Consider the following 20,642-nt stretch of genomic DNA (forward strand, 5'->3'; position numbering starts at 1 on the left):
ACGTGAGCTGCAGAGCCGGGTGCGTGCGGAAAGAAATCACGACCTTAGGCTTCAGTATTCTTTCCATGTCGAGCTATCAGCGATCATCGAAAGTCCCGCGGCTTCACCTTGATCTCATCGATATGCCCATAAGGGTCGAACATATCGCGTGGCTTCGGCATTCCGCGCGGATCAGGCGCCGGTGACCCATGATGAAGCTCATCACCCCGCCCGTGCGGAAGCGGAAAGGCCGTATCCCGGCTGCCGACGCTTGCGAGCTCCGCCGAAAGATCGACAAGCTCACGCGCCACGATATGGACCACTTCTCCCTCCCGCTGCACCCGGCCTTTGACGCCAAGCATACCGGATCCAAGAACGACGCGGCGGTATTTCTCGAATACCTTTGCCCAGACCACGAGATTGGCCACGGCGGTTTCGTCCTCAAGCGTGATGAACATCACGCCCTTGGCGGAGCCGGGTCGCTGGCGCACGAGAACGAGGCCCGCGAGGTTGACCCAGCGTCCGTCGCGCAGGGAGACTGCTTCGGCGCAGGACCTGAAACCCTGCCGGGTGAGTTCCGATCGCAGAAACGAAACCGGATGCTTCCTGAGGGTCAGGCCCATATGGCCGTAATCCTCTACTACCTCCCGGCCGGCTTCCATGGGTTTCAGAAGGGGTTCTGGCTCGGCCTGTTCTGACGCAATGCCGGCCTCGCGCCTTGCGGCTGCGGCAAAGAGCGGCAGCGGTTCGTCTCGCAGGGCCTTGATCGCCCAGAGCGCCTCACGGCGAGCAAGCCCGAGTGACGGCCTGAACGCATCGGCTTCGGCGAGTTCCACCAGAGCGGCAGCCGGAATACCGGCGCGACGCCAGAGATCGTCGACCGAAGCAAAGGGCCTATCTTCCCGACAGGAGACCAGGCGTGCTGCCTCGGCGTTTGCAAGTCCCTTCACCAGCCGGAGCCCAAGGCGGACGGCGAAACGCCCGTCGTCGCGATCGATGGGTTCAAGCGTGCAATCCCATCGGCTTGCATTGACGCAGACCGGACGGACCTCAACGCCGTGGTCGCGGGCATCGCGCACGATCTGAGCCGGCGCGTAAAAGCCCATGGGCTGAGCATTGAGCAGCGCGCAGCAAAAGGCATCAGGGTGCCAGCACTTCATCCAGGAAGAGGCATAAGCGATCAGTGCAAAGCTCGCCGCATGGCTCTCCGGAAAACCATAGGAGCCGAAGCCTTCAAGCTGCCGGAAGGTGCGCTCCGCGAATTCACGCTCATAGCCATTGGCAACCATGCCATCGATAAGCTTGGCGCCGAACTTTGATACCCCGCCGGTGTGCTTGAAGGTTGCCATGGCGCGACGCAGCTGATCGGCCTCCCCGGCGGTGAAACCCGCACAGTCGATGGCAACCCGCATGGCCTGCTCCTGAAACAGCGGCACGCCCAGCGTCTTGCCCAGGACCGCTTCAAGCTCGGGCTTCGGATAGGTCACATCTTCCTTGCCCTCGCGCCGGCGCAGATAGGGATGAACCATGTCGCCCTGGATCGGCCCGGGCCGGACGATCGCGACCTCGATGACAAGATCATAGAAGGTGCGCGGCTTGATGCGCGGCAGCATCGCCATTTGCGCGCGGCTCTCGATCTGGAACGTGCCGAGCGTGTCGCCCTTGCGGATCATCGCATAGGTGCGCGGATCCTCGGCGGGTATGGTGGCGAGATCCAGCCGGATATCCTTGTGCTTGGCGAGAAGATCAAAGGCGCGGCGCATGCAGGAGAGCATGCCGAGCGCCAGCACATCGACCTTCATGAATTTGAGAACGTCGATATCGTCCTTGTCCCATTCGATGACCTGCCGGTCTTCCATGGCCGCCGGCTCGATCGGCACCAGTTCATCGAGCCGGTCGCGGGTCAGGACAAAGCCGCCCGGGTGCTGGGAGAGATGGCGTGGCGTGCCGACGAGTTGCCGTGAAAGCTCCAGAGCAAGCCGAAGCCGTCTGTCACCCGTATTGAGGTTCAGTTCCTGGGCGTGCTTCTCCTCGACACCCTCGGACCAGCCCCAGACCTGCGACGACAGCGTTTTGGTCAGGTCTTCGGTCAGGCCGAGCGCCTTACCGACGTCGCGGAGCGCCCCTTTGGCGCGGTAACGGATGACGGTGGAACAGAGCGCGGATCGATCGCGACCGTAGGTCCGATAAACCCACTGGATGACTTCTTCTCGCCGTTCGTGCTCGAAATCGACATCGATGTCCGGCGGCTCGCGCCGTTCTTCCGAGACAAAGCGTTCGAACAAGAGATCATTGCGATCGGGATCAACCGACGTCACGCCGAGAACATAGCAAACCGCAGAGTTGGCGGCCGACCCGCGACCTTGACAGAGAATATCCCTCGAACGGGCAAAGCGGACAATCGCATTCACTGTCAGGAAGTAGGGCGCATAGTCCAGCTTCTCGATCAGCGCCAGCTCATGATCGAGATTGGACCTCACCTTGTCGGGCAGGCCTTCGGGATAGCGCTCGGCAGCACCTTCCCAGGTGAGTTTTTCCAGCGCCTGCTGCGGTGTCAGATCCGGAAAGAGCTTTTCCTCCGGATACTGATAGGCGAGTTCCGAGAGCGAGAACCTGCACCGGTCCGTGATCTCGATCGTGCGGGCGAGCGCTTCCGGATAGCGGTCGAACAGCCTCTGCATCTCTTCCGGCGGCTTCAGGTAGCGATCGGCAAACCGCTCACGGCGATGACCGAGTTCATCGATGGTGACATTGTGCCGGATGGCGGTGACGAGATCCTGCATCATCTGCCGGTCCACCGCGTGGAACAGAACGTCATTTGTGACGACGGTTGGAACTTGGGTTGCGGCAGCGAGGTTCGACAGCTGCCAGAGGCGAAGCTGATCGTTCGGCCGCCGTCGAAGCGTCAGCGCCAGATACGCACGATCCCCGAAAGCCTCCCGCAGGCGGCGCAGATGCATGGCGCAGTCATCATCGGCCCGATCCGGCACCAGGACGGCAATCAGCCCCTCGCCATAGGCCGCGAGGTCAGCCCATTCGAGGTGGCACTTGCCTTTGCCGGCCCGCATCTTGCCGAGCGACAGCAAGCGGCAAAGCCGGGCATAGGCCGCCCGGTCGGTTGGATAGACGAGGACCGGTAGGCTGTAGGCAAGGTCAAGGCGGCAGCCGATCACCAGTCGGACGCCGGTCTGCCGTGATGCTTCGAACGCCCGCACGACACCAGCCAGCGAATTCCGATCAACGACACCGATGGCCTCGATGCCGAGGTCTGCGGCGCGGGCGAACAGTTCGTCGCAACTGCTCGCCCCGCGCAGAAACGAGAAATGGGTGGTGACCTGCAGTTCGGCGTAGCGCGGGCCAGTCATCCGAAGATCCCATGAATGAACCAGCGGTGCGAGCCGCTATCCTCATGCTCGCCGTCGCCTGAGCGGAACAGCCAGTAGCGCTCGCCGGTATCGTCCTCGACCCGGAAATAATCCCGGACAGCGGTGAGTTCGGCATCCCGCTTCCACCATTCGCCACGGACCCGTTCCGGCCCATCGGCACGACGGATGCGTCGACGCACGCCGCGCCAGGTGAACCAAACCGGCGGATGATCCGGGAGAAGCGCCATGGTCTCGACCGGTTCCGGTCGTGGCAGCAGACGCGGCGGTCGCGGCCAGTCGCCGTCCCATGTGAGGCCGGTCTCCGGCGCAAGCGGGGCAATGCGGGCAACCGAGCGTTCGGGCACATCGCTTTGGACCGGCACGAAACGACAGAGCCTATGTTCACCGACGCGGTTGGCAAGGACATCGACCAGATCGGAGACGTCAGATTCCGGCTCCTCGATCAGGGAGGAGATCGTCTGCTTCTCGCGTAAAGGTTCGGCATGGATGGCGACCAGCACCATGATCTCGATCCCGAAGCCCGGATCGACGGTCTCCAGCCTGTCGCGGAACAGTCGCACAAGGCGTCTCGGATCACGTACCGGCTGCGCTGTGCCGACGCGGATGAACTGCATGGTGTTGTCGACGCGGTGGAACAGGAGATCCAGCCGCCGGGCGCCAAGACCGCGCCTTTCGAGTTCATGACAGAGGGCGTCTGCGAGCTTGGCGATATAGCGGGAGATCGTCTCCGGGGCCCCGATGGGCTCGGCAAAGGCCTTGCGCACCTCGACAAGTTCCGGTGAACGGATCGGATCGACCGGTTCGGCAATCCGGCCAAGCGCCTGGTCGAGCCGCCGGACGACTTCCGGGCCGAAGCGCAGGGTCAGCGGTGCGCGCGGCTGATCCAGCAGCTCTCCAATGGTCTCGAAACCGAGTGTGTGCAAGTCAGACACCGTGCCGGGATCGAGCCGGAGGGCTGATAGCGGCAAGGTTCGAAGCATCGCCTCGGTTTCGCGCGGTGGGATGACGATCGCGGGTCGTGCCAGAAACCGGGCAGCAGCATGCGCCGCGCCCCATGTATCAGCGACCGCAGCACGTGCCTCGACAGCGGCCGCGGCAAAGCGCCTGATCATGTCGGCAAGCATGGCGTCTTCTCCGCCATGCAGGTGGTCGGCGCCGGTCGTATCGATGACCAGGCCATCCGGCGGATCGGCCATCACCACCGGCGAAACCCGCTGAAGCGCCCAGAGCGCCAGCTTGTTCAATCCGTCGGTTTCGGCCGTGGGATCGGAATCGGCAATCACAAGCCCCGGCACAAGGGCTTGCGCCTTGGTGACGGCCATGCCGATAGGCACGCCAAGCCGTTCGGCATTGGCATCGAGGGCCGTGATCAGCCGGCGGCGACCGGTGCGGCCGGCCATGACGAGCGGCGCATCAGCGGGTGGCGATGCGTCGCCCGACTTCCTTCTGAGACGATCCGTCGGCCACCTCGGAAGGAAGAGCGAGACGACCCGTGTCATCACACGCCTCCAGTTCAAAATCAGCACTTTCTCCGGCACGGCATCGGATGAGTTCGACCAGCCAGCGCGCACGGCCAAGGCCGGGAACTGGCAGGGGTCGCGAGGGCAGGACCGAGACACGCCAGCGGGTGACGCTCGCCGTCGGCTGTCCGAAGTCGCCGGCCTCGCTCTGCCGTCGCCAGCGGCGGAGCGCCAGCCCGATCGTTTTGGAAGTCTCGGCCGCCAGTTGCAGACGGCGGGAGGCGGTCATGGAGAGGCGCGCCGTCTCCGCGACAACCGCGCCAAGCCCGCCATGGCGAAGCCCTTCCTCGAAACAGGCAAGCAATGCCTTCTCGTCGCCGGCCTCGACATGGATCACGCGGTCGGGGGCAAGCCCGGCCTGGGCGATTGCCGGCGCAAAGAGATCGGGACGCGTGACCACCCAGAGCACCTTACCTCGGGTGCGCGCGGCGATGCCTGCCACGAACAGTGCAGCCGCCGCTCCGTCGACCGCGCCATTGCCGCCGCCTGCCACCTCATGGAGACAGCCAAGCGCCAGACCACCGCCCGGTAGCCTGCGATCGATGTCCTTCAGGCCGAAGGGCAGAACCGATCGCGCACGTCCGCCAGGACCTTCGAGATGCGCGATGCGCTCCCGAAGCTCTGCAATGGCGGGACTGGCGGCGTGGTTCGGCATGATGTCGGACTGTCTCCTTCAGGACTTTGCAACGGCGGAGTTCTACGATATGTTCTTTATTTGTTCTTTTCCGGTTTTGAGTCAATCGGCCTCATTGGCGGGCCCTGTGGACGGCGACCGGGGAAGAACACCGATGCGCAAGGCGTGCATCGTTGAATCACAAGGGCTTGAGGCAGAACGGTATGGGCGCGGCGCATCTCGAAAAATTGAACGACAAGCAGCGGGCCGCGGTTCTGCATGGCACGGATTTGCCCGAGGGTGCGATCGGCGGACCGCTGCTGATCATTGCGGGGGCGGGCTCCGGAAAGACCAACACGCTTGCCCATCGCGTGGCCCAACTCGTCATTTCCGGCGCCGATCCGCGCCGGATCCTGCTCATGACCTTTTCCCGTCGCGCTGCCGCCGAAATGGGAAAGCGGGTCGAGCGGATCTGCGCGAAGGCGCTTGGCGACAAGGCGGGGATCATGGCCGACGGGCTTGCCTGGTCCGGCACGTTCCACGGGATCGGCGCCCGTCTGTTGAGGGAATATGCGATCGAGCTCGGTCTCGATCCGCAGTTCACCATCCATGACCGCGAGGATTCGGCCGATCTGATGAACCTCGCCCGGCATGACCTTGGGTTCTCCAAGACAGAAAACCGGTTTCCGGCCAAGGGCACTTGTCTTTCGATCTATTCGCGCACCGTCAATGCCGAGGCGCCACTCTCGGAAATCCTGAGGGCCAATTTTCCATGGTGTAGCGCCTGGGAAAAGGAGCTGAGGGAGCTGTTTGAGGCCTATGTCGAGGCCAAGCAGATCCAGAACGTCCTCGATTACGATGATCTGCTGCTCTATTGGGCGCAGACCATGGGCGACCCGGTGCTTGCTGCCGAGATCGGCGGACGCTGGGATCATGTGCTTGTCGACGAATATCAGGATACCAACCGCCTGCAGTCCTCGATCCTGATGGCGCTCAAGCTTGGCGGACGGGGGCTGACGGTTGTCGGTGACGATGCCCAGTCGATCTATTCGTTCCGGGCAGCCACGGTTCGCAACATCCTTGACTTTCCGAATGAATTCTCGCCGAAGGCCGACGTGATCACGCTCGATCGCAGTTACCGATCGACGCAGCCGATCCTCGCGGCCGCCAATGGCGTCATCGGTCTCGCCCAGGAGCGCTATACCAAGGATCTCTGGACCGACCGCGCCTCAACTGAAAAGCCGCGGCTGGTCACGGTTCGCGATGAGGGCGATCAGGCGCGGTTCATTGCCGACGAGGTGCTCGACAATCGCGAGGGTGGCATGCGGCTGAAGGATCAGGCCGTGCTGTTTCGGGCAAGCCACCATAGCGGCCCGCTGGAGGTGGAACTCACGCGGCGCAACATTCCCTTCGTGAAGTTCGGTGGCCTGAAATTCCTCGATTCCGCGCATGTGAAGGACATGCTGGCAGCCCTCCGGTTTGCTCAGAACATGCGCGATCGTGTGGCAGGGTTCCGGCTGATGCAGCTCTTACCCGGTGTCGGCCCGGCCTCGGCGCAAACTGCGCTGGATGCGATTGCGGAAGCCGCCGATCCGGTCGAGACACTGGCGGTCCTGCCAGCGCCCTCACGAGCGGTGGCCGACTGGCCGGGCCTCGTGTCTTTGGTCACGGACCTCCGCCAATCAAACATGGGCTGGCCCGCCGAGCTCGGCCGGATCCGGGCATGGTATGAGCCGTATCTGGAGCGCATCCACGAGGACTTCGAGATGCGCCGTGCCGATCTTCTGCAGCTTGAAGACATTGCTGCTGGCTATCCGTCACGGGAACGGTTCCTGACCGAGTTGACGCTCGACCCTCCGGACGCCACCTCCGGCCAGGCCGGGGTGCCGCTGCTCGATGAGGACTATCTGATCCTTTCAACCATCCATTCGGCCAAGGGGCAGGAATGGCGCTCGGTCTTTGTTCTCAATGCCGTGGACGGCTGCATTCCCTCCGATCTTGGCGTCGGCACGACCGACGATATCGAGGAAGAGCGGCGCCTGCTCTATGTTGCAATGACGCGGGCGCGGGATAGTCTGAACCTTGTCGTGCCACAGCGCTTTTTCACGCACGGGCAGTCCTCGACCGGCGACAGGCATGTCTATGCCTCGCGAACCCGGTTCATTCCCGCTATGTTGTTGCAGCATTTTGAGAACAGGTCATGGCCGGTGGTTAAACCTGGCCAACAGAACAACACCGGCCCGCGGCAGGTGCGTCTCGACGTCGGCGCGCGGATGCGTGGGATGTGGCGCTGAGGGAGGGCAAGGACTTGTGCAATCTCTATAATCTGACGACGACACGGGATTCCGTCGTCGAGTTTACGAAGGCGATGAGCGACAAGGCCGGATGGAACGAGCCGTCGCTCAATGTCTATCCCAACACGCTGGCGCCGATCGTTCGCGTCGACGGCGATGGAAATCGGGAGATCGTCAGTGCCACCTGGGGCATGCCGACGCCGCCGGCCTTCGTAAAGGGCAAGGCCGATCGCGGGGTCACCAACATCCGCAATGTCGGATCTCCGCATTGGCGGCGCTGGCTTGGGCCGACAAGCCGCTGCGTCGTGCCGTTCACATCATTTGCGGAACCTGACCCTGCGAGCAAGGTGGAAGGTGGACGCGTGCCGAATGCCTGGTTTGCTCAGGACCCGGACCGACCCCTGATGTTCTTCGCCGGTTTCTGGACGCCGTGGAAGGGCGTGCGGAAGGTCCGGGATGGTGAACAGAAATATGAACTTTTCGGGTTTTTGACGACAACGCCGAACGAGATCGTCAAACCCATTCATGAAAAGGCGATGCCGGCGATCCTGACGACGCCGGAAGAGGTCGATCTCTGGCTCACCGGGGAATGGGCCGATGTGAAACACCTTCAGCGGCCGCTGCCCGGCAACATGCTGGTCCTCGTCAACCCTCCTGAAAACCCCGGAGACGATTAGCATCGTTCCGGATTACGCTCTTGAGATGGTCATGGCCACATTGGATGAACTGACAGCTTTGGAAAGAGACCATGAGGTGGAAACGGATGATGCCGCCCCGGCCATCCGCAAGATCATCCATGTCGATATGGATGCCTTTTACGCCTCCGTCGAGCAGCGCGACAATCCCGAACTGCGCGGGAAGCCGGTCGCGGTTGGAGGCTCTGCGGCCAGAGGTGTTGTCGCCGCGGCCAGCTATGAGGCGCGGGCGTTTGGCGTAAGGTCCGCGCTCCCATCAGTGACCGCGAGACGGCGGTGTCCCGACCTGGTGTTCGTGAAGCCGCGGTTTGATGTCTACCGGTCGGTATCGGCGCAGATACACCAGATATTTGCCGAGCATACAGACCTGATCGAACCCCTCTCGCTCGATGAGGCCTATCTTGATGTGACCGAGAATAAGCAGGGGATCGCGTTCGCTACCGAAATCGCGACGATCATCCGCGCCCGTATCAAGGAAGTGACCGGCCTGAATGCGTCTGCCGGGATCTCCTACTGCAAGTTCCTCGCAAAAATGGCGAGCGATCTGAACAAGCCGAACGGTCAGGCCGTGATCACGCCGAAGATGGGGCCGGCATTTGTTGCCGACCTCGCCGTCAAGAAATTCCACGGCGTCGGACCGGCGACGGCCGAGAAGATGCAACGGCTCGGGATCGTGACCGGGGCTGACTTGCGCGAGAAATCGCTCACCTTCCTGCGTGATAATTTCGGCAAGTCGGGGAGCTGGTATTATCGGATCTCGCGGGGGATCGACGAGCGGCCGGTTCAACCCGACCGGCCGCGCAAATCGATTGGTGCGGAAGACACGTTTGCTGCCAATATATTTGAGCTGGAGGCAGCGACGGCGGAGTTGATCCTGCTCGCCGAGAAGGTCTGGCGCCACGCTGAGAACAGGCAGATCAGTGGGCGGACCGTGACGCTGAAAGTGAAATACGCAGATTTCCAGCAGATCACGCGAAGCCGGACGCTGGGACACGACATGCGAAGCGCAGATGAAATCGGAGAGATTACAGGGGCGATGCTTACTGGGCTTTTTCCGGTGCAGAAAGGAATTCGGCTGCTCGGTGTAACCCTTTCCTCGTTGTTCGAAAGCTCAGATAGGGCAGGGGTTAAGCAGATGAGACTGCTGTAATCCAGCAGTTCACAGAAAAGTACTTCCGCAACGTATGTAGGCAAGAGCGAGAAAATCTCTGGCACACTGCGAATCGGCAGCAAAGGGGCCGAAAGCGGACTGTCGGCTCCTGGAAAATTCGCACACATAAGCTGTCATTTCTTTTGAGAATTTCTGCGGTCTTCATCCTTTATCGGTCATTCGGGCAAAACGCAGCGGATGACCGCTCCAGCAACACCGATATGCGCTGCGCCTCTGAGTTCGGTCTTGCCTGCTCTCAGTCGTCACTCGCGCTCTTCAGGGATTTTGAACAGGCGTAGGCAGAAGAGCAGATTCCGGTTTTCGTGCACCCCACCAAAAAAGGTGTAGACGGAACGTCGGCGATACCGATAAAACGTCCTGCGTTCTAAAACCGAGTGGTGAACGACAGGTTGAAACGGTTGGCCTCGCCGTCGGCGTTGCTGGCGCCGTGGGCGTATTCAAGCGTCAGGCTGCCGTTATGGGGGCTGTCGATTTCGGCGGCGGCGAAGCGGATGCCGAGGCCGACGGCGCCCGCACGGGTGATCTCGTCTTCCAGCGCAGTCGGCTGTTCGAGCTTGGCGATACCGCCGGCGGCGAATACGTAAGGGGCGGCCGAGACCGCGAAGCCGGTATGGCTTTTGAAAGGCTTGAACGTGGTCGGATAGGCAAGTTCAGCGCGAATGGCCGCGCCGGTATCGGCCTCGATCTCGCTCACCATATAGGCCGAGACCCAGTTGAGTCCGCCAAGGCCCATCTGTTCCGACGAAGCCATCGGCTGCCCGAACGACGTCTGGGCCTTGGCCGTCAGCGACAGATTGAAGAGATCGCCGAGCGTCTGAAGATAGCTGCCTTCGGCCTTCAGCTTCTGGAAGTCCGGCTTAGCGCCATCGCGCGACATCGGCAGTGCCGCCGTCGGCTGATAGGCCCCAAGCCCATCGAGACCGAGCGACAGCGTCGCCGAGCCCGCAACCCTTGCGCCGGAGGTAAAGAAATAGTCGCCGGACTGGGTCAGGCGGATCACCCGCAGCCGGTCCAGCGTGAACGGCGTCGTCAGCCCAGGCGACCTGAATGTCTGCTCCTCTTCGATGATATCGAAGCTGATGGTGGTCGACGCATTGGCGGCGCGGCTTCTCAGCCAGTCATAGCCGATATTGGTCGAAAGCCGCTGGTAATGATCGGGCAAGTCATAGCCGAGACCGGTATCCGACCGCGTCCGGCTGTCGACGCCCTCGACGTTGAGCCAGACGCCGTCCGTGCCCATTGGCAGCGAAAAGCCCGCAACGATCTGTCGGTTGCGCGGATCGTCGGAGAAAAAATTGCCCTCCGAGAAGCCCGGCCAGCCGCCGACCTGCAGATAGCCGACCTCGCCGAGGCCCAGGAGATTGTTGAAATTGACGCCGGCGCTGATCGAATAGTCACCAAGCTCTTCCGTCAGGTCATTGGCAACGCCGATAAAGCCGGTAACCGGATCGTAGCGGCCGGAAAGCTCCAGCAGCGTGCCGCCTGGCGTATCCCCGCGCTTCAGGGTCGACGTCATGTCATAGCCGGGCGTGTCTCCGGCCAGAAGCAGACGGCGTTCAATTGCCGCCTCGCTCGGGTTCTCGGCATCGACCAGCGGCGCCATCACTGCGTCCACCCGGCGCCTTACGGTCTCGGGCAGAGCCGCGGTGTCGACGCCCTCGACATAGCCGGAACTAACCACCAGCTTCAGTTTCTGCCCGTCCTCGATGGTCTGCGGCGGTAGCGACACGCGCGCCAGCGGATAGCCGGCGTGGATATAGGCAAGCTCGAGCTCGTTGGCCGCCCTGAACAGGTCTGCGGCACTGACCCGCTTGTCGGTGAACTCCCCCGCGATGCGCGCCGTCTCGCCGGCAAGCGCCGGCAGCCCGCCTTCGATATCGAGACCCGAGGGCGTGACGAACAGCTGGTCCGCCCCTTCCGGCGCTTCCTGCCCCGTCGATTGCGGCAGGACAAGCCCGCCGCTCTGCTGACGGATCACAGGCGGGGCATAGGAGGGCTCGACCACCTGGCCGGCGGTCTGCGCATAAGCGGCCCCCGTCTGGAGCGTGCCGAGCACAAACGCGCCTGCCAGTGCTGCGGCGGTCCTGGAAATTAGCATTGGAAATCACTCCAGCATTCTTGGCTTGCCCGCAGATCAGGGCCGTTGATATTCAAGCTCCGCGAGGTCTATGGGCATATGAACAGGACTTGCGGCCCTGCATCGCAGGCGGCATTGGAAACGGGGCTTTGTTCGGTGACGATCAGCGTTCCACGCGGGTTGTTGCTGTCTGCAAAGAGCGTCTCTTGCAGCGACCCGCCGGCGACCGTGAACGGATCGAATTGCTGGCCGGGAAGCGGAACGCCGCCAGCAGGAGCCGATGGCGCCAGAACCGGCAGCACCTCCAACTTGCCCGGCAGAAATGTGATGGCATAGTTGGGATTTTCAGCGTCCGTGAGACTGCCTGCGGTAATAGCGTAGGTGCCGACCGCCGCAGAGGACGGTGCGCCGCGACTTGCGGGACTGCCGTTCAGCGAAGCGTGGCCATCGACGAGATTGCCTGCGGTGATCTGCCAGCCAAGGACGCCTGCCGGCGTGCCGAGCTGCTTGACGGCATCGTCGGCAGTCAGCGTGATCGGCCGCGGCGAAACGGCAAGTGTATTCGCACGATAGCTGATTGCATAATTACGGTTGAAGGCGTCAGTCACCGAACCCTGGGTGACGGCATAAGAACCGACATTCGCCAGAATGGCTTGGCCGTCGCTCTCCAGCCTGCCTGAAAGCCTGTCGCCATTGGCAAGTCCCATCCCGCCGACCGTGTAGCTCAACAGCCCGAGATCGCCATAGGTCTTGGCACCCGCATTGGCCGCAACCGTGATCGCACGGCGCCGGATCGCCATCGATCCGTCCCTATAGCTGATGTCGTAATTGCCTGCGGCGGCACCGGAAAGCGCGCCCCCCGAAGCGGCGGTGCTATAGCCGCTCCCGGCATCGGAAGACGATGTTGCATCCGTCGTCACGACAACCCCGGAAAGCAACGATCCATTCTGGCCGCTCTTCCAGCCCGAAACCGCGTAGCCGATCATGGGCACGGCATCGCCATATATCATCGAGCCGCTGTCAGCCGTGACCGTCAGCGCCGCCTTGTCGACCGTCAGCGTGCCTTTCTCGTAATTGATGTCGTAGTTCGAAAGACCCGAGCCCTTTGCGGCGCTGGCAATGATGTCGTAGACGCCGGCATCAGCCTCTGCGTCCGCGCCAAGGCTCTTTTCGGAAACGGCGGAGACGCTGTCGCCATTAACGAGCCCGGCGGTGGTGAAACCGGTCAGGCTGGCCTTATCGCCATAGGTCTTGACCGCATCCGATGCCGTCACTGTCAGGGCCCGCGGGGTTACCGCGAACTTACCATCGACATGGTCGAGAGTGTAATTGCCGGAGGCCGCGCCGCCCAATTTCCCGCCGGCCGCCATCGTTGAGTAGTAGGTACCGACATTGGAGGTCGGGTTCGCGTTCGTGGTGACGATCACCCCAACCAGAAACGCATCGCTCTGTCCGTTCTTCCAGCCACTGACAGCGTAGCCGATCATCGGCACGGTATCGCCGTAGTTCATCTCGCCATTACCGGCCGTCACCGTCAGCTTGGCCTTTGCGACCGTCAGCGCGCCATCGACATAGTCGATCGCGTAGTTGTAAAGGCCCGAGCCCGTCGCGTTGGAAGCAATGATGTCATAAGTGGCGGCATTCGCGGACGCGGCGCTGCCCATGCTTGTCAAAGTGACCGTGCTTACCGTGTCGCCGTTGACAAGGCCGTTGACCGAATAGGCGGTCAGGCTGGCGACTTCGCCGTAGGTCTTCGATGCGCCCTTGGCCGTGATCTTCAAGGCACGCGGGGTAACCGAGAAGCTGCCGGACGCGTAGGAAAGATCGTAATTGCCCGCGGCCGTGCTCGTGATCGAGCCGCCGGAAGCGGTGGTGACGTAGCCGCTACCCACACCCGAGCTTGAAGTCGCATCGGTAACGACGCTTGCGCCGGTCACGCTGCCGGTGTCGGAATTCTTCCAGCCGGAAACCGAGTAGCCGAGATCGGTCGGCGGCGTTGAGCCATAGATCATTGAGCCACTATCGGCAGTGACCGCCAGCGGCGCCTTGTTGACCACGAAATCGGCACCGACATAGCTGATCGCGTAATTGCCAGCCGCGGCGCCCGACAGCGTGCCGCCAAAGGCTGCCGTGGCGTAGCCGCTTCCGGCATTCGAGGTCTTGGTAGCATTAGTGCCGACGCTGACGCCGGTTAGAAGTGCGCCCGTCTGACCGTTCTTCCACCCGGTTGCGGTGTAGCCGATATCGCCAGGAACATCGTCGCCATAGATCATCGAGCCATTATTGGCAGTGACCCTCAGTGTCGCCTTGTTTATCGTCACCGCGCCGGGCCCGTAGACGGTGCGGTATGTAATCCCGTCATCGCCGACAAAGCTCGATTGGCCGGTGATGGCGTAGCTGCCGACATTGGATGTCGCCGTGGCATCCGTTGTCAGCGTCGGCGCGAAAACGCCCGCGCCGCTGTGACCACCGTAAACGCCGGAATAGGTGAGCGCGCCCGACGCATCGCCATAGGTGATCGTCTTGCCGTCGGTCTTGACGAAGACCACATCGGAAAGTGCGTAGAGCTCCGGATAATAGCCTTCGCTCGGCGGCGCCCAGACCGTCTCGAAATTCCAGCCGGCATCCGTGGCCAGCGCATAGAAATAGGCGGTATCCTGGAACTGCGCGGTGGTCAGCCCGATGACGCCGGAAGAATTGTCAGCGCCGTTCGACTGGCCCGTCGTCTCCTTATCGAAATAGGAATTCTCGATCGTGCCATTGTTAAACCCGATCAACCCTCTGATATCCGCGCCGCTGCCCGTAACGCTACCCGTCGCATAGGCATTGCTGATCGTGCCGCTATCATTGAACCCGACCAGCCCGCCGACAGAGTTGCCGTCGGTGCCCGTAACGCTGCCCGTCGCATAGGCATTGCTGATCATGCCGCTATCATTGAACCCGACCAGCCCGCCGACAGAGTTGCCGCCGGCGCCCGTAACGCTGCCCGTCGCATGGGCATTGCTGATCGTGCCGCTATCATTGAACCCGACCAGCCCGCCGACAGAGCTGCCGCCGGTGCCCGTGACGCTGCCCGTCGCATAGGCATTGCTGATAGTGCCGCGATTATGGAGCCCGACCAGCCCGCCGACAGAGTTGCCGCCGGCGCCCGTAACGCTGCCCGTCGCATAGGCATTGCTGATAGTGCTATTATTCAATCCGACCAGGCCACCGACATAGGTGTCGCCTGAAACGCTGCCGGTCGTATTGATATTCTCGATCGTGCCGCCATTCCACCCGGCCAGCCCGCCGACTCCGACGTTGCCCGATACGCTGCCGGTCACATAGGCATTGCTGATCGCGCTATAATTGCGACCGACCAGCCCGCCTACTGCGCCGTTGCCCGAAACGCTACCGCCCTCAAGGCCGACATTACGCAGGATTGAACCGAAATTGGTAAGTCCGAACAGGCCGACGTAATCCGTGCCGGGACGATTGATTGTCAGTCCACTGATCACATGCCCATCGCCATCAAATGTGCCTGTGAACGCGGAACCGGAAGTGCCGATTGGCACGAAGCCGCCAGCACCCCAGATGCCGCTTGCATTATAGCCGGCGGAAACCTCATTCGTTGCATTTGCATCAATATCGCCGGAAAGCCGGTAGCTTGCGGAAAGATCGGCGCCGACGAGTTGAAGCTGGTGCAGGTTGGAAACCGTGATCACTCCATCCACGGGCGCTGCCGCTTCGGAGCGAAGGATCGGGCGCATGTCGCCCGCCTGATACCAGGCGTTGGTAAAATCCCAACCGCCGTAGGCGCTGGCAGAGCGCGCGCCGACAGTGCTCAACCCGATCACGCCCGAAGCAGAGGCATTGTTGCCAACGCCCAGTGACACGCCAGTCGTATCAGTATCGAAATAGGAATCGGCGAAGAGATAGGGCTTGGACTCCGACCCCACAAGCCCTCCGACATTATGGACACCCGAGACACTGCCCGTCGCATAGGATTGCGAAATATTGCCTGAGGCATAGCCAACCAGCCCGCCGACAGAGCCGTTGCCCGAGACCCCGCCTGTCGCATAGGACTTCGTGATCGTGCCGCTGGATGCATAACCCACCAGTCCACCGACATCACCATCACCCGTTACGTTGCCGGTCGCATAGGATTGCGAGATATTGCCGGTGGCATAGCCAACCAAACCACCGGTAAAGTTGCCTGTTGTCGTCACTCTGCCCGTTGCGTGGGAGTGGGCGACCGAGCCGCGTTCAACAGCCCCAACCAGCCCACCAGCATAGCCCGCTGCTGAAATGACGCCGGTCGCGTAGGATTGCTCGACCGTGCCACCGTCCAACAGTCCTAAAAGCCCGCCGACCATTACCCTCCCTGCAACGCTGCCCATTGCGTAGGATTGCTCGATCCCACCGTTCGTCAAAGAACCGACCAATCCGCCGATCTCTCGGCGGGTGCCCGATACATTGCCAGTGGCATAAGAATTGAGGATAGAACTGCTATATGAGTATCGCCCGGCAAGCCCTCCAACCTGGCTGGCGCCTGTGACGCTTCCGGTGGCATAGGAGTTGCGTATCGACCCCAAGCTCTGTCCAACAAGGCCACCGACTTGATCTCCTCCGCTCACGGCTGCAGTTGCATAGGAACCTGAGATGGAAGCCGAAGTAAGGTTTCCAACCAGCCCCCCGACCATATCTCCGCTGGAAGTGACATACCCACTCGCATGAGAATTTCTGATGCTGGAATAGAGCTGTCTACCCACCAAGCCGCCAACAGCGCCGTTTCCTGAAACGCTGCCATGAATATAGGCGTTGTTGATCGCCCCGTAGCCGTTGCCAACCAGCCCTCCAACCAGCGAGTCGCCAGTAACGCTGGCATCTACAAGACCGATGTTACGTATGCTTGCGTTAATATCGGTCCCCCCAAACAGGCCAACACCACTGACAGAAGGTCTATTGATCGTCAGGCCGGAAATCACATGGCCGTCGCCATCAAACATCCCTTTGAAAGGCTCGATCGGCTCGAAACCCGTGCCGCCATTCCAGCCTGCGGTCGCGCTGGCGTCGATATCCTTTCCGAGCGCATATGTGCCCGAAAGATTGGTGTTGATGGCTTGGAGATTGTCGAGCGTGTTGACCAGCATGTAAGCCGTCAGCGTCGTGCCGCCGCCCGCCTTGCCCGAATAATCGACCGGCGCGCTGTAAGACGACGGATTGTAGTAGAGGGAAACCCCGCCGTCGGCGGTTGCCGTGATGCCGGAACCAAAACTGACCGTGCCGCTGCCGGTGGCGCTGCTATCGGCGCGCAGCAGTATCTGGGAACCCGTGCCGCCTGCAAGATTGGCGTTGACGGCGATGTTGCGATAGGCCGACAGCGTCAGCGTGGAGCCCGAGGCCCAGGTGACGGCGTCGGCAACAGTGATATCGCCATCCTGGCTGCCGCCCGCGCCGGTCGAAACCGTGACATTGGCGCCGGCAAGCGCATTCTGCAGCGTGGCGACATTGATGACACTGTCATTGCCCGAAGCGGTGAAGCCGGAAGACGTCTGGTCCGCGGCGTTCGAGATGGTCACATTATAGGGATCGAGCAACAGCGAGCCGAAGCCTGCAGCACTCGTCAGATCGGCAAAACCGGTATAGGAAAGCAGCGCCTTGCCGGAGACCTCGGCATCGCCGCCGGTTCCAGTCGCGCCGGTGGCGCTGATCCGGCCGGCGAACGCGGTGCGGTGATCCGACCACAGCACTACCGAGCCGCCATTGCCCTCGCTCACAGCATCCGCGCTGATCACCGTGCCGGCGCTCACCGTCAGGATGTCGGCATGCGGAACATCGCCGGCGCCCTGCCAGTCGCCGCCGATGCGCACCTTGCCGCCCGCGCCATAGCCGGAGGCATCGATCACGGCGTCGTCAAGCCGGATCTCAAGCCCGGTAATTTCGATCGCGCCGCCCTGGGTGGTCTTCGGCTGGGCGGCCTTGGCTCGGGTCGAGACCTTGCCCGTGACCGTCACCTTGCCGCCAGCGCCGCCGCCGAGCGTGATCTTGCCATTGCGGCCCGAAACCGAGCGCGCCTCGGCGACGCCGGAAAGATTGACGGCATGGCGCGCCGCGGCCCGCGCCGTTGCCGCCTTCATCAGGATGACGCCACCTTCCGCCGTCACCGTGCCGGAATTTTCAACCAGCGCCTCGCCGTCATCCATCAGCGATGAGGGGACCGCCACCTGCATGAAGCCGTCGCCGGAGAGATCAAGCGTGATCTCCTCGCCGGCGCCAAGCCCGGCCTTGCCATAGGGTACGGCGATCAAACCGATATTCTTCACCTTGCCGCCCATCAGCGCGGCATAGCCGCCGCGCCCGATCGTCACCACGCCCTCGTTAGAAACCGTGCCTGACGCGCCATTGCCGCGGAACACCATATTGCCGGACATGAAATCGTCATTGGTGATATCAAGCGTCGAGGCTACAAAGCCACCGCCGGCCTTGACCGTCCCGGTCGGCGTGATCGCGATCCCATTAGGGTTTACGAGAAAGACCTGACCATTGCCGGAAAGCGCCCCGGCAATCGAGGACCGCGTATTGCCGGTGACGCGGTTGAGGATCGCGGCGTTGTCGCCCGGCTGCACGAAATTGACGCTGTTGGCCTGGCCGACATTGAAGCTCTGCCAGTTGACGATGGCGCGGTCAGAGCCCTGCGTGACGGTCATGGCCGAACCGTTCGATGCGATAGTGGCCGCACCGGTGACCACGCTCCCACCGGACGGCAGCGCGTTTTCCGCGAAGGCAGGACATGTACCAAACGCCGAAAACGCGGCTGTCGCAAGAAGGGCAGCGCGCCACCCCCTGTGCCGCAAAGCCTGCCGCCCACGCGATTTTGCGAATGTGGAGCTATTTTGGTCATCAGCGACAACAGATGTCATTGGCATATCGCAAGTTCCCCGAACCCATTATATCGACAGCCGCAAGGGCCGATTGGCATCGAGAGTGCGGCCGCAAAACCAGCGCTAATCAAGTCAAAGCATATTTCCGCCCACGGAAAGCAATCCGGCATCAAGCATTTCTGCAAGAATACCAGATACTTGACTACCGAACCCGTTTCCCTATCTATTAGAAAAGCATCAAGTTTACCTGCCATTTCACGACAGAGATCCATTTTGCCTCGATTGCAAACCACAATCGCCATGACTTCGGTGCGTGGCATCGGTCCGCTCCCCGCGCTCATCGACAAGCGCGAAGGACCTTTTGCTGCGGCCGCTCTGTTTTCCGATGTGGGCCTGCCGCTCGATGTGGCGGCAGAATCCGAGCGCATGTTGCCGCTCAATAATCTGGTCGCGCTATACGAGGCCGCAGCCGCTATGACCGATGATCCTCTATTCGGCTTGAGGGTGGGACAGGAAATGGTCGACGGCTATGGCATCTGGGTCGATTATTCGCGTACTGCCACCACGCTGCGGACCTGCCTGAAGCGGGCAACAAGATCGATAGAATATCATCAGAGCGGCACTGAACTGGCGCTTTCGGTCAACGGAACGCGGGCGCTTTATGCCTATCGTATCTTTGGGCAGCGCCCTGAAAATCGCCTTCAACATTTGCAACACACTATACCGGCCCTGCTCAAGACGTTTCAGGTTTATACCGGCAAAGACTGGCGACCGGACTGGATCGAGCTGGATGTCGACTATGATCAGCGTATCGAGGAAATGGCGAAAATGCTTTCCGTTCCGATTCGTTATGGAAGCGCGGCCATGGCTTTCGCCTTCCCCTCCGCGCTGCTCGAGCAACCGCGGCAGTGCAAACCCGCTCTCTCATACCAGGTGCGGCATAACCATCTGAAAGATATGGTGCAACAGGGCCCACCCAGGGCCTTTTCCGATCTGGTGCGCGAAACCATCCATCTCGATCTCCTGGCGGGTTCCGCGCAGATCAACGCCGTGGCCAGTCGTCTGGGGCTAGGACCAAGAACCATGCAACGTATGTTGCAGGCCGAATCCCGTTCCTACCGTCAGCTTGTTTCAGAGGTAAGGATGGAGCGCGCCAGAGCGCTGCTCCTCAACACCGATTTAACGGTGACAGAAATCGCGCATCGTCTCGGTTACAGCGATTCAACGCACCTCACGCGCGCCTTCAGCCAACGGCACGGTTCCACGCCGAGTTCATATCGTGTGACAAATCAGCAGTTTACAGTCTGAGACTTTCGACGAGACGGACAAGCCTGAATCGCAGCATTCCCCCGCGTCTGGTCCCAGGTTTCACGCTGATACAACTGTCAGTGCTGACCGGCCCCCTTTTTGACCAGCGTTAAACTTGAGAGACATAGGGTTGGTGCTTTGCCCGCGGCAATTGGATCGTCTTAAATTGGAGTTTTACACGCGAGGATCACGGCCAGGAGATGGGGCGGACACGATGGAGGCATGTCCGCTTTCGGTGCTCATCGCTAAAGCCTCCACCGTCCGAAATGGAGGCACTTTCCGGACCGGCAGAAAAGGGGCCGTAACCTGTCAGGCAGCTTGTTGGAACGAACTCGGGAAAGCAGACGTTCCACGTTGACAGGCGCGGCGTCATTTTCGGCACATTCTGGTCGACACACTCGGCATGCCTCTCAAGGCCGAGGTTCACTCGGCAGGCATTCAGGATCGCGATGGAGCAGCGCTCGTGTTCAACAAAATCGCCAATCGTTTTCCCTTCAACGAAAAAAATCTGCGGTGACGGCGGCTATCAAGGCCAAAAGGTCGAAAGTGCAAGCCCGAGACCGAGGGAGATCGTCAAGCGCAATCAAGCAGGCTTTCAGGTTCTGCCGAAGCGCTGGATTGTCGAACGAACGTTGGCGTAGCTCGGGATAAACCGCCGTTTGGCAAGGGACTTCGAGCGGTTCTCAGCAACAAGCCTCGCCTTCATTCAGACCGCTATGATCAAGCTGATGACAAG

9 protein-coding genes are annotated in these 20,642 nt (G+C 61.5%); 4 read left to right on the top strand and 5 right to left on the bottom strand.

What is annotated here, in order from left to right; genetic code table 11:
* Positions 1–83: 83 nt before the first annotated feature.
* The 3 genes from HPQ62_RS02735 to HPQ62_RS02745 are packed head-to-tail and all read right to left on the bottom strand — an operon-like array spanning position 84 to position 5,540.
* Complete coding sequence (locus HPQ62_RS02735) at positions 84–3,344, bottom strand: error-prone DNA polymerase (RefSeq protein ID WP_174800955.1); 3,261 nt, start codon at positions 3,342–3,344, stop codon at positions 84–86.
* A complete protein-coding gene (locus HPQ62_RS02740; protein WP_174800956.1) occupies positions 3,341–4,864 on the bottom strand; it encodes a Y-family DNA polymerase in 1,524 nt (507 codons plus the stop codon). The genes HPQ62_RS02735 and HPQ62_RS02740 overlap by 4 nt, the downstream gene beginning before the upstream one ends.
* Positions 4,779–5,540 (bottom strand): ImuA family protein, encoded by a 762-nt coding sequence (locus tag HPQ62_RS02745; protein ID WP_174800957.1) that lies wholly within the window; start codon positions 5,538–5,540, stop codon positions 4,779–4,781. The genes HPQ62_RS02740 and HPQ62_RS02745 overlap by 86 nt, the downstream gene beginning before the upstream one ends.
* Before the next feature lie 182 nt (positions 5,541–5,722).
* On the opposite strand from HPQ62_RS02745, the gene HPQ62_RS02750 reads away from it, so the two are divergent.
* Genes HPQ62_RS02750 through dinB form a run of 3 tightly spaced genes read left to right on the top strand, consistent with a single transcriptional unit; the run spans position 5,723 to position 9,637 of the window.
* Positions 5,723–7,792, top strand: coding sequence for an ATP-dependent helicase (locus HPQ62_RS02750; RefSeq protein ID WP_174800958.1), 2,070 nt, complete (start codon positions 5,723–5,725; stop codon positions 7,790–7,792).
* A gap of 14 nt (positions 7,793–7,806) precedes the next feature.
* Positions 7,807–8,469, top strand: a complete 663-nt coding sequence (locus HPQ62_RS02755) for an SOS response-associated peptidase (RefSeq protein ID WP_174800959.1) — start codon at positions 7,807–7,809, stop codon at positions 8,467–8,469.
* 31 nt (positions 8,470–8,500) lie between these two features.
* A complete protein-coding gene (gene dinB / locus HPQ62_RS02760) occupies positions 8,501–9,637 on the top strand; it encodes a DNA polymerase IV (RefSeq protein WP_174800960.1) in 1,137 nt (378 codons plus the stop codon).
* A gap of 385 nt (positions 9,638–10,022) precedes the next feature.
* Here the strand turns inward: dinB and HPQ62_RS02765 are convergent, their stop codons facing one another.
* Entirely contained in the window at positions 10,023–11,756 is a 1,734-nt protein-coding gene (locus HPQ62_RS02765) for a ShlB/FhaC/HecB family hemolysin secretion/activation protein (protein ID WP_174800961.1), read from the bottom strand.
* 68 nt (positions 11,757–11,824) lie between these two features.
* Positions 11,825–18,643, bottom strand: coding sequence for an MBG domain-containing protein (locus HPQ62_RS02770; RefSeq protein WP_342343667.1), 6,819 nt, complete (start codon positions 18,641–18,643; stop codon positions 11,825–11,827).
* Between HPQ62_RS02770 and HPQ62_RS02775 the strand changes: the two genes are divergently transcribed.
* Positions 18,611–19,906: an AraC family transcriptional regulator gene (locus HPQ62_RS02775; protein ID WP_174800963.1), complete on the top strand. Its 1,296-nt coding sequence runs from the start codon at positions 18,611–18,613 to the stop codon at positions 19,904–19,906. The genes HPQ62_RS02770 and HPQ62_RS02775 overlap by 33 nt on opposite strands.
* The last annotated feature ends 736 nt before the right edge of the window (positions 19,907–20,642 follow it).

This window comes from Martelella limonii (assembly GCF_013344475.1).
Taxonomy (GTDB): domain Bacteria; phylum Pseudomonadota; class Alphaproteobacteria; order Rhizobiales; family Rhizobiaceae; genus Martelella; species Martelella limonii.

Excerpts from the sequence above, each read along its gene's own strand:
- HPQ62_RS02765 (WP_174800961.1), bottom strand. The coding sequence starts at position 11,756 with ATGCTAATTTCCAGGACCGCCGCAGCACTGGCAGGCGCGTTTGTGCTC.
- dinB (WP_174800960.1), top strand. The coding sequence starts at position 8,501 with ATGGCCACATTGGATGAACTGACAGCTTTGGAAAGAGACCATGAGGTG.
- HPQ62_RS02770 (WP_342343667.1), bottom strand. The coding sequence starts at position 18,643 with ATGCCAATGACATCTGTTGTCGCTGATGACCAAAATAGCTCCACATTC.
- HPQ62_RS02750 (WP_174800958.1), top strand. The coding sequence starts at position 5,723 with ATGGGCGCGGCGCATCTCGAAAAATTGAACGACAAGCAGCGGGCCGCG.
- HPQ62_RS02745 (WP_174800957.1), bottom strand. The coding sequence starts at position 5,540 with ATGCCGAACCACGCCGCCAGTCCCGCCATTGCAGAGCTTCGGGAGCGC.
- HPQ62_RS02735 (WP_174800955.1), bottom strand. The coding sequence starts at position 3,344 with ATGACTGGCCCGCGCTACGCCGAACTGCAGGTCACCACCCATTTCTCG.
- HPQ62_RS02740 (WP_174800956.1), bottom strand. The coding sequence starts at position 4,864 with ATGACACGGGTCGTCTCGCTCTTCCTTCCGAGGTGGCCGACGGATCGT.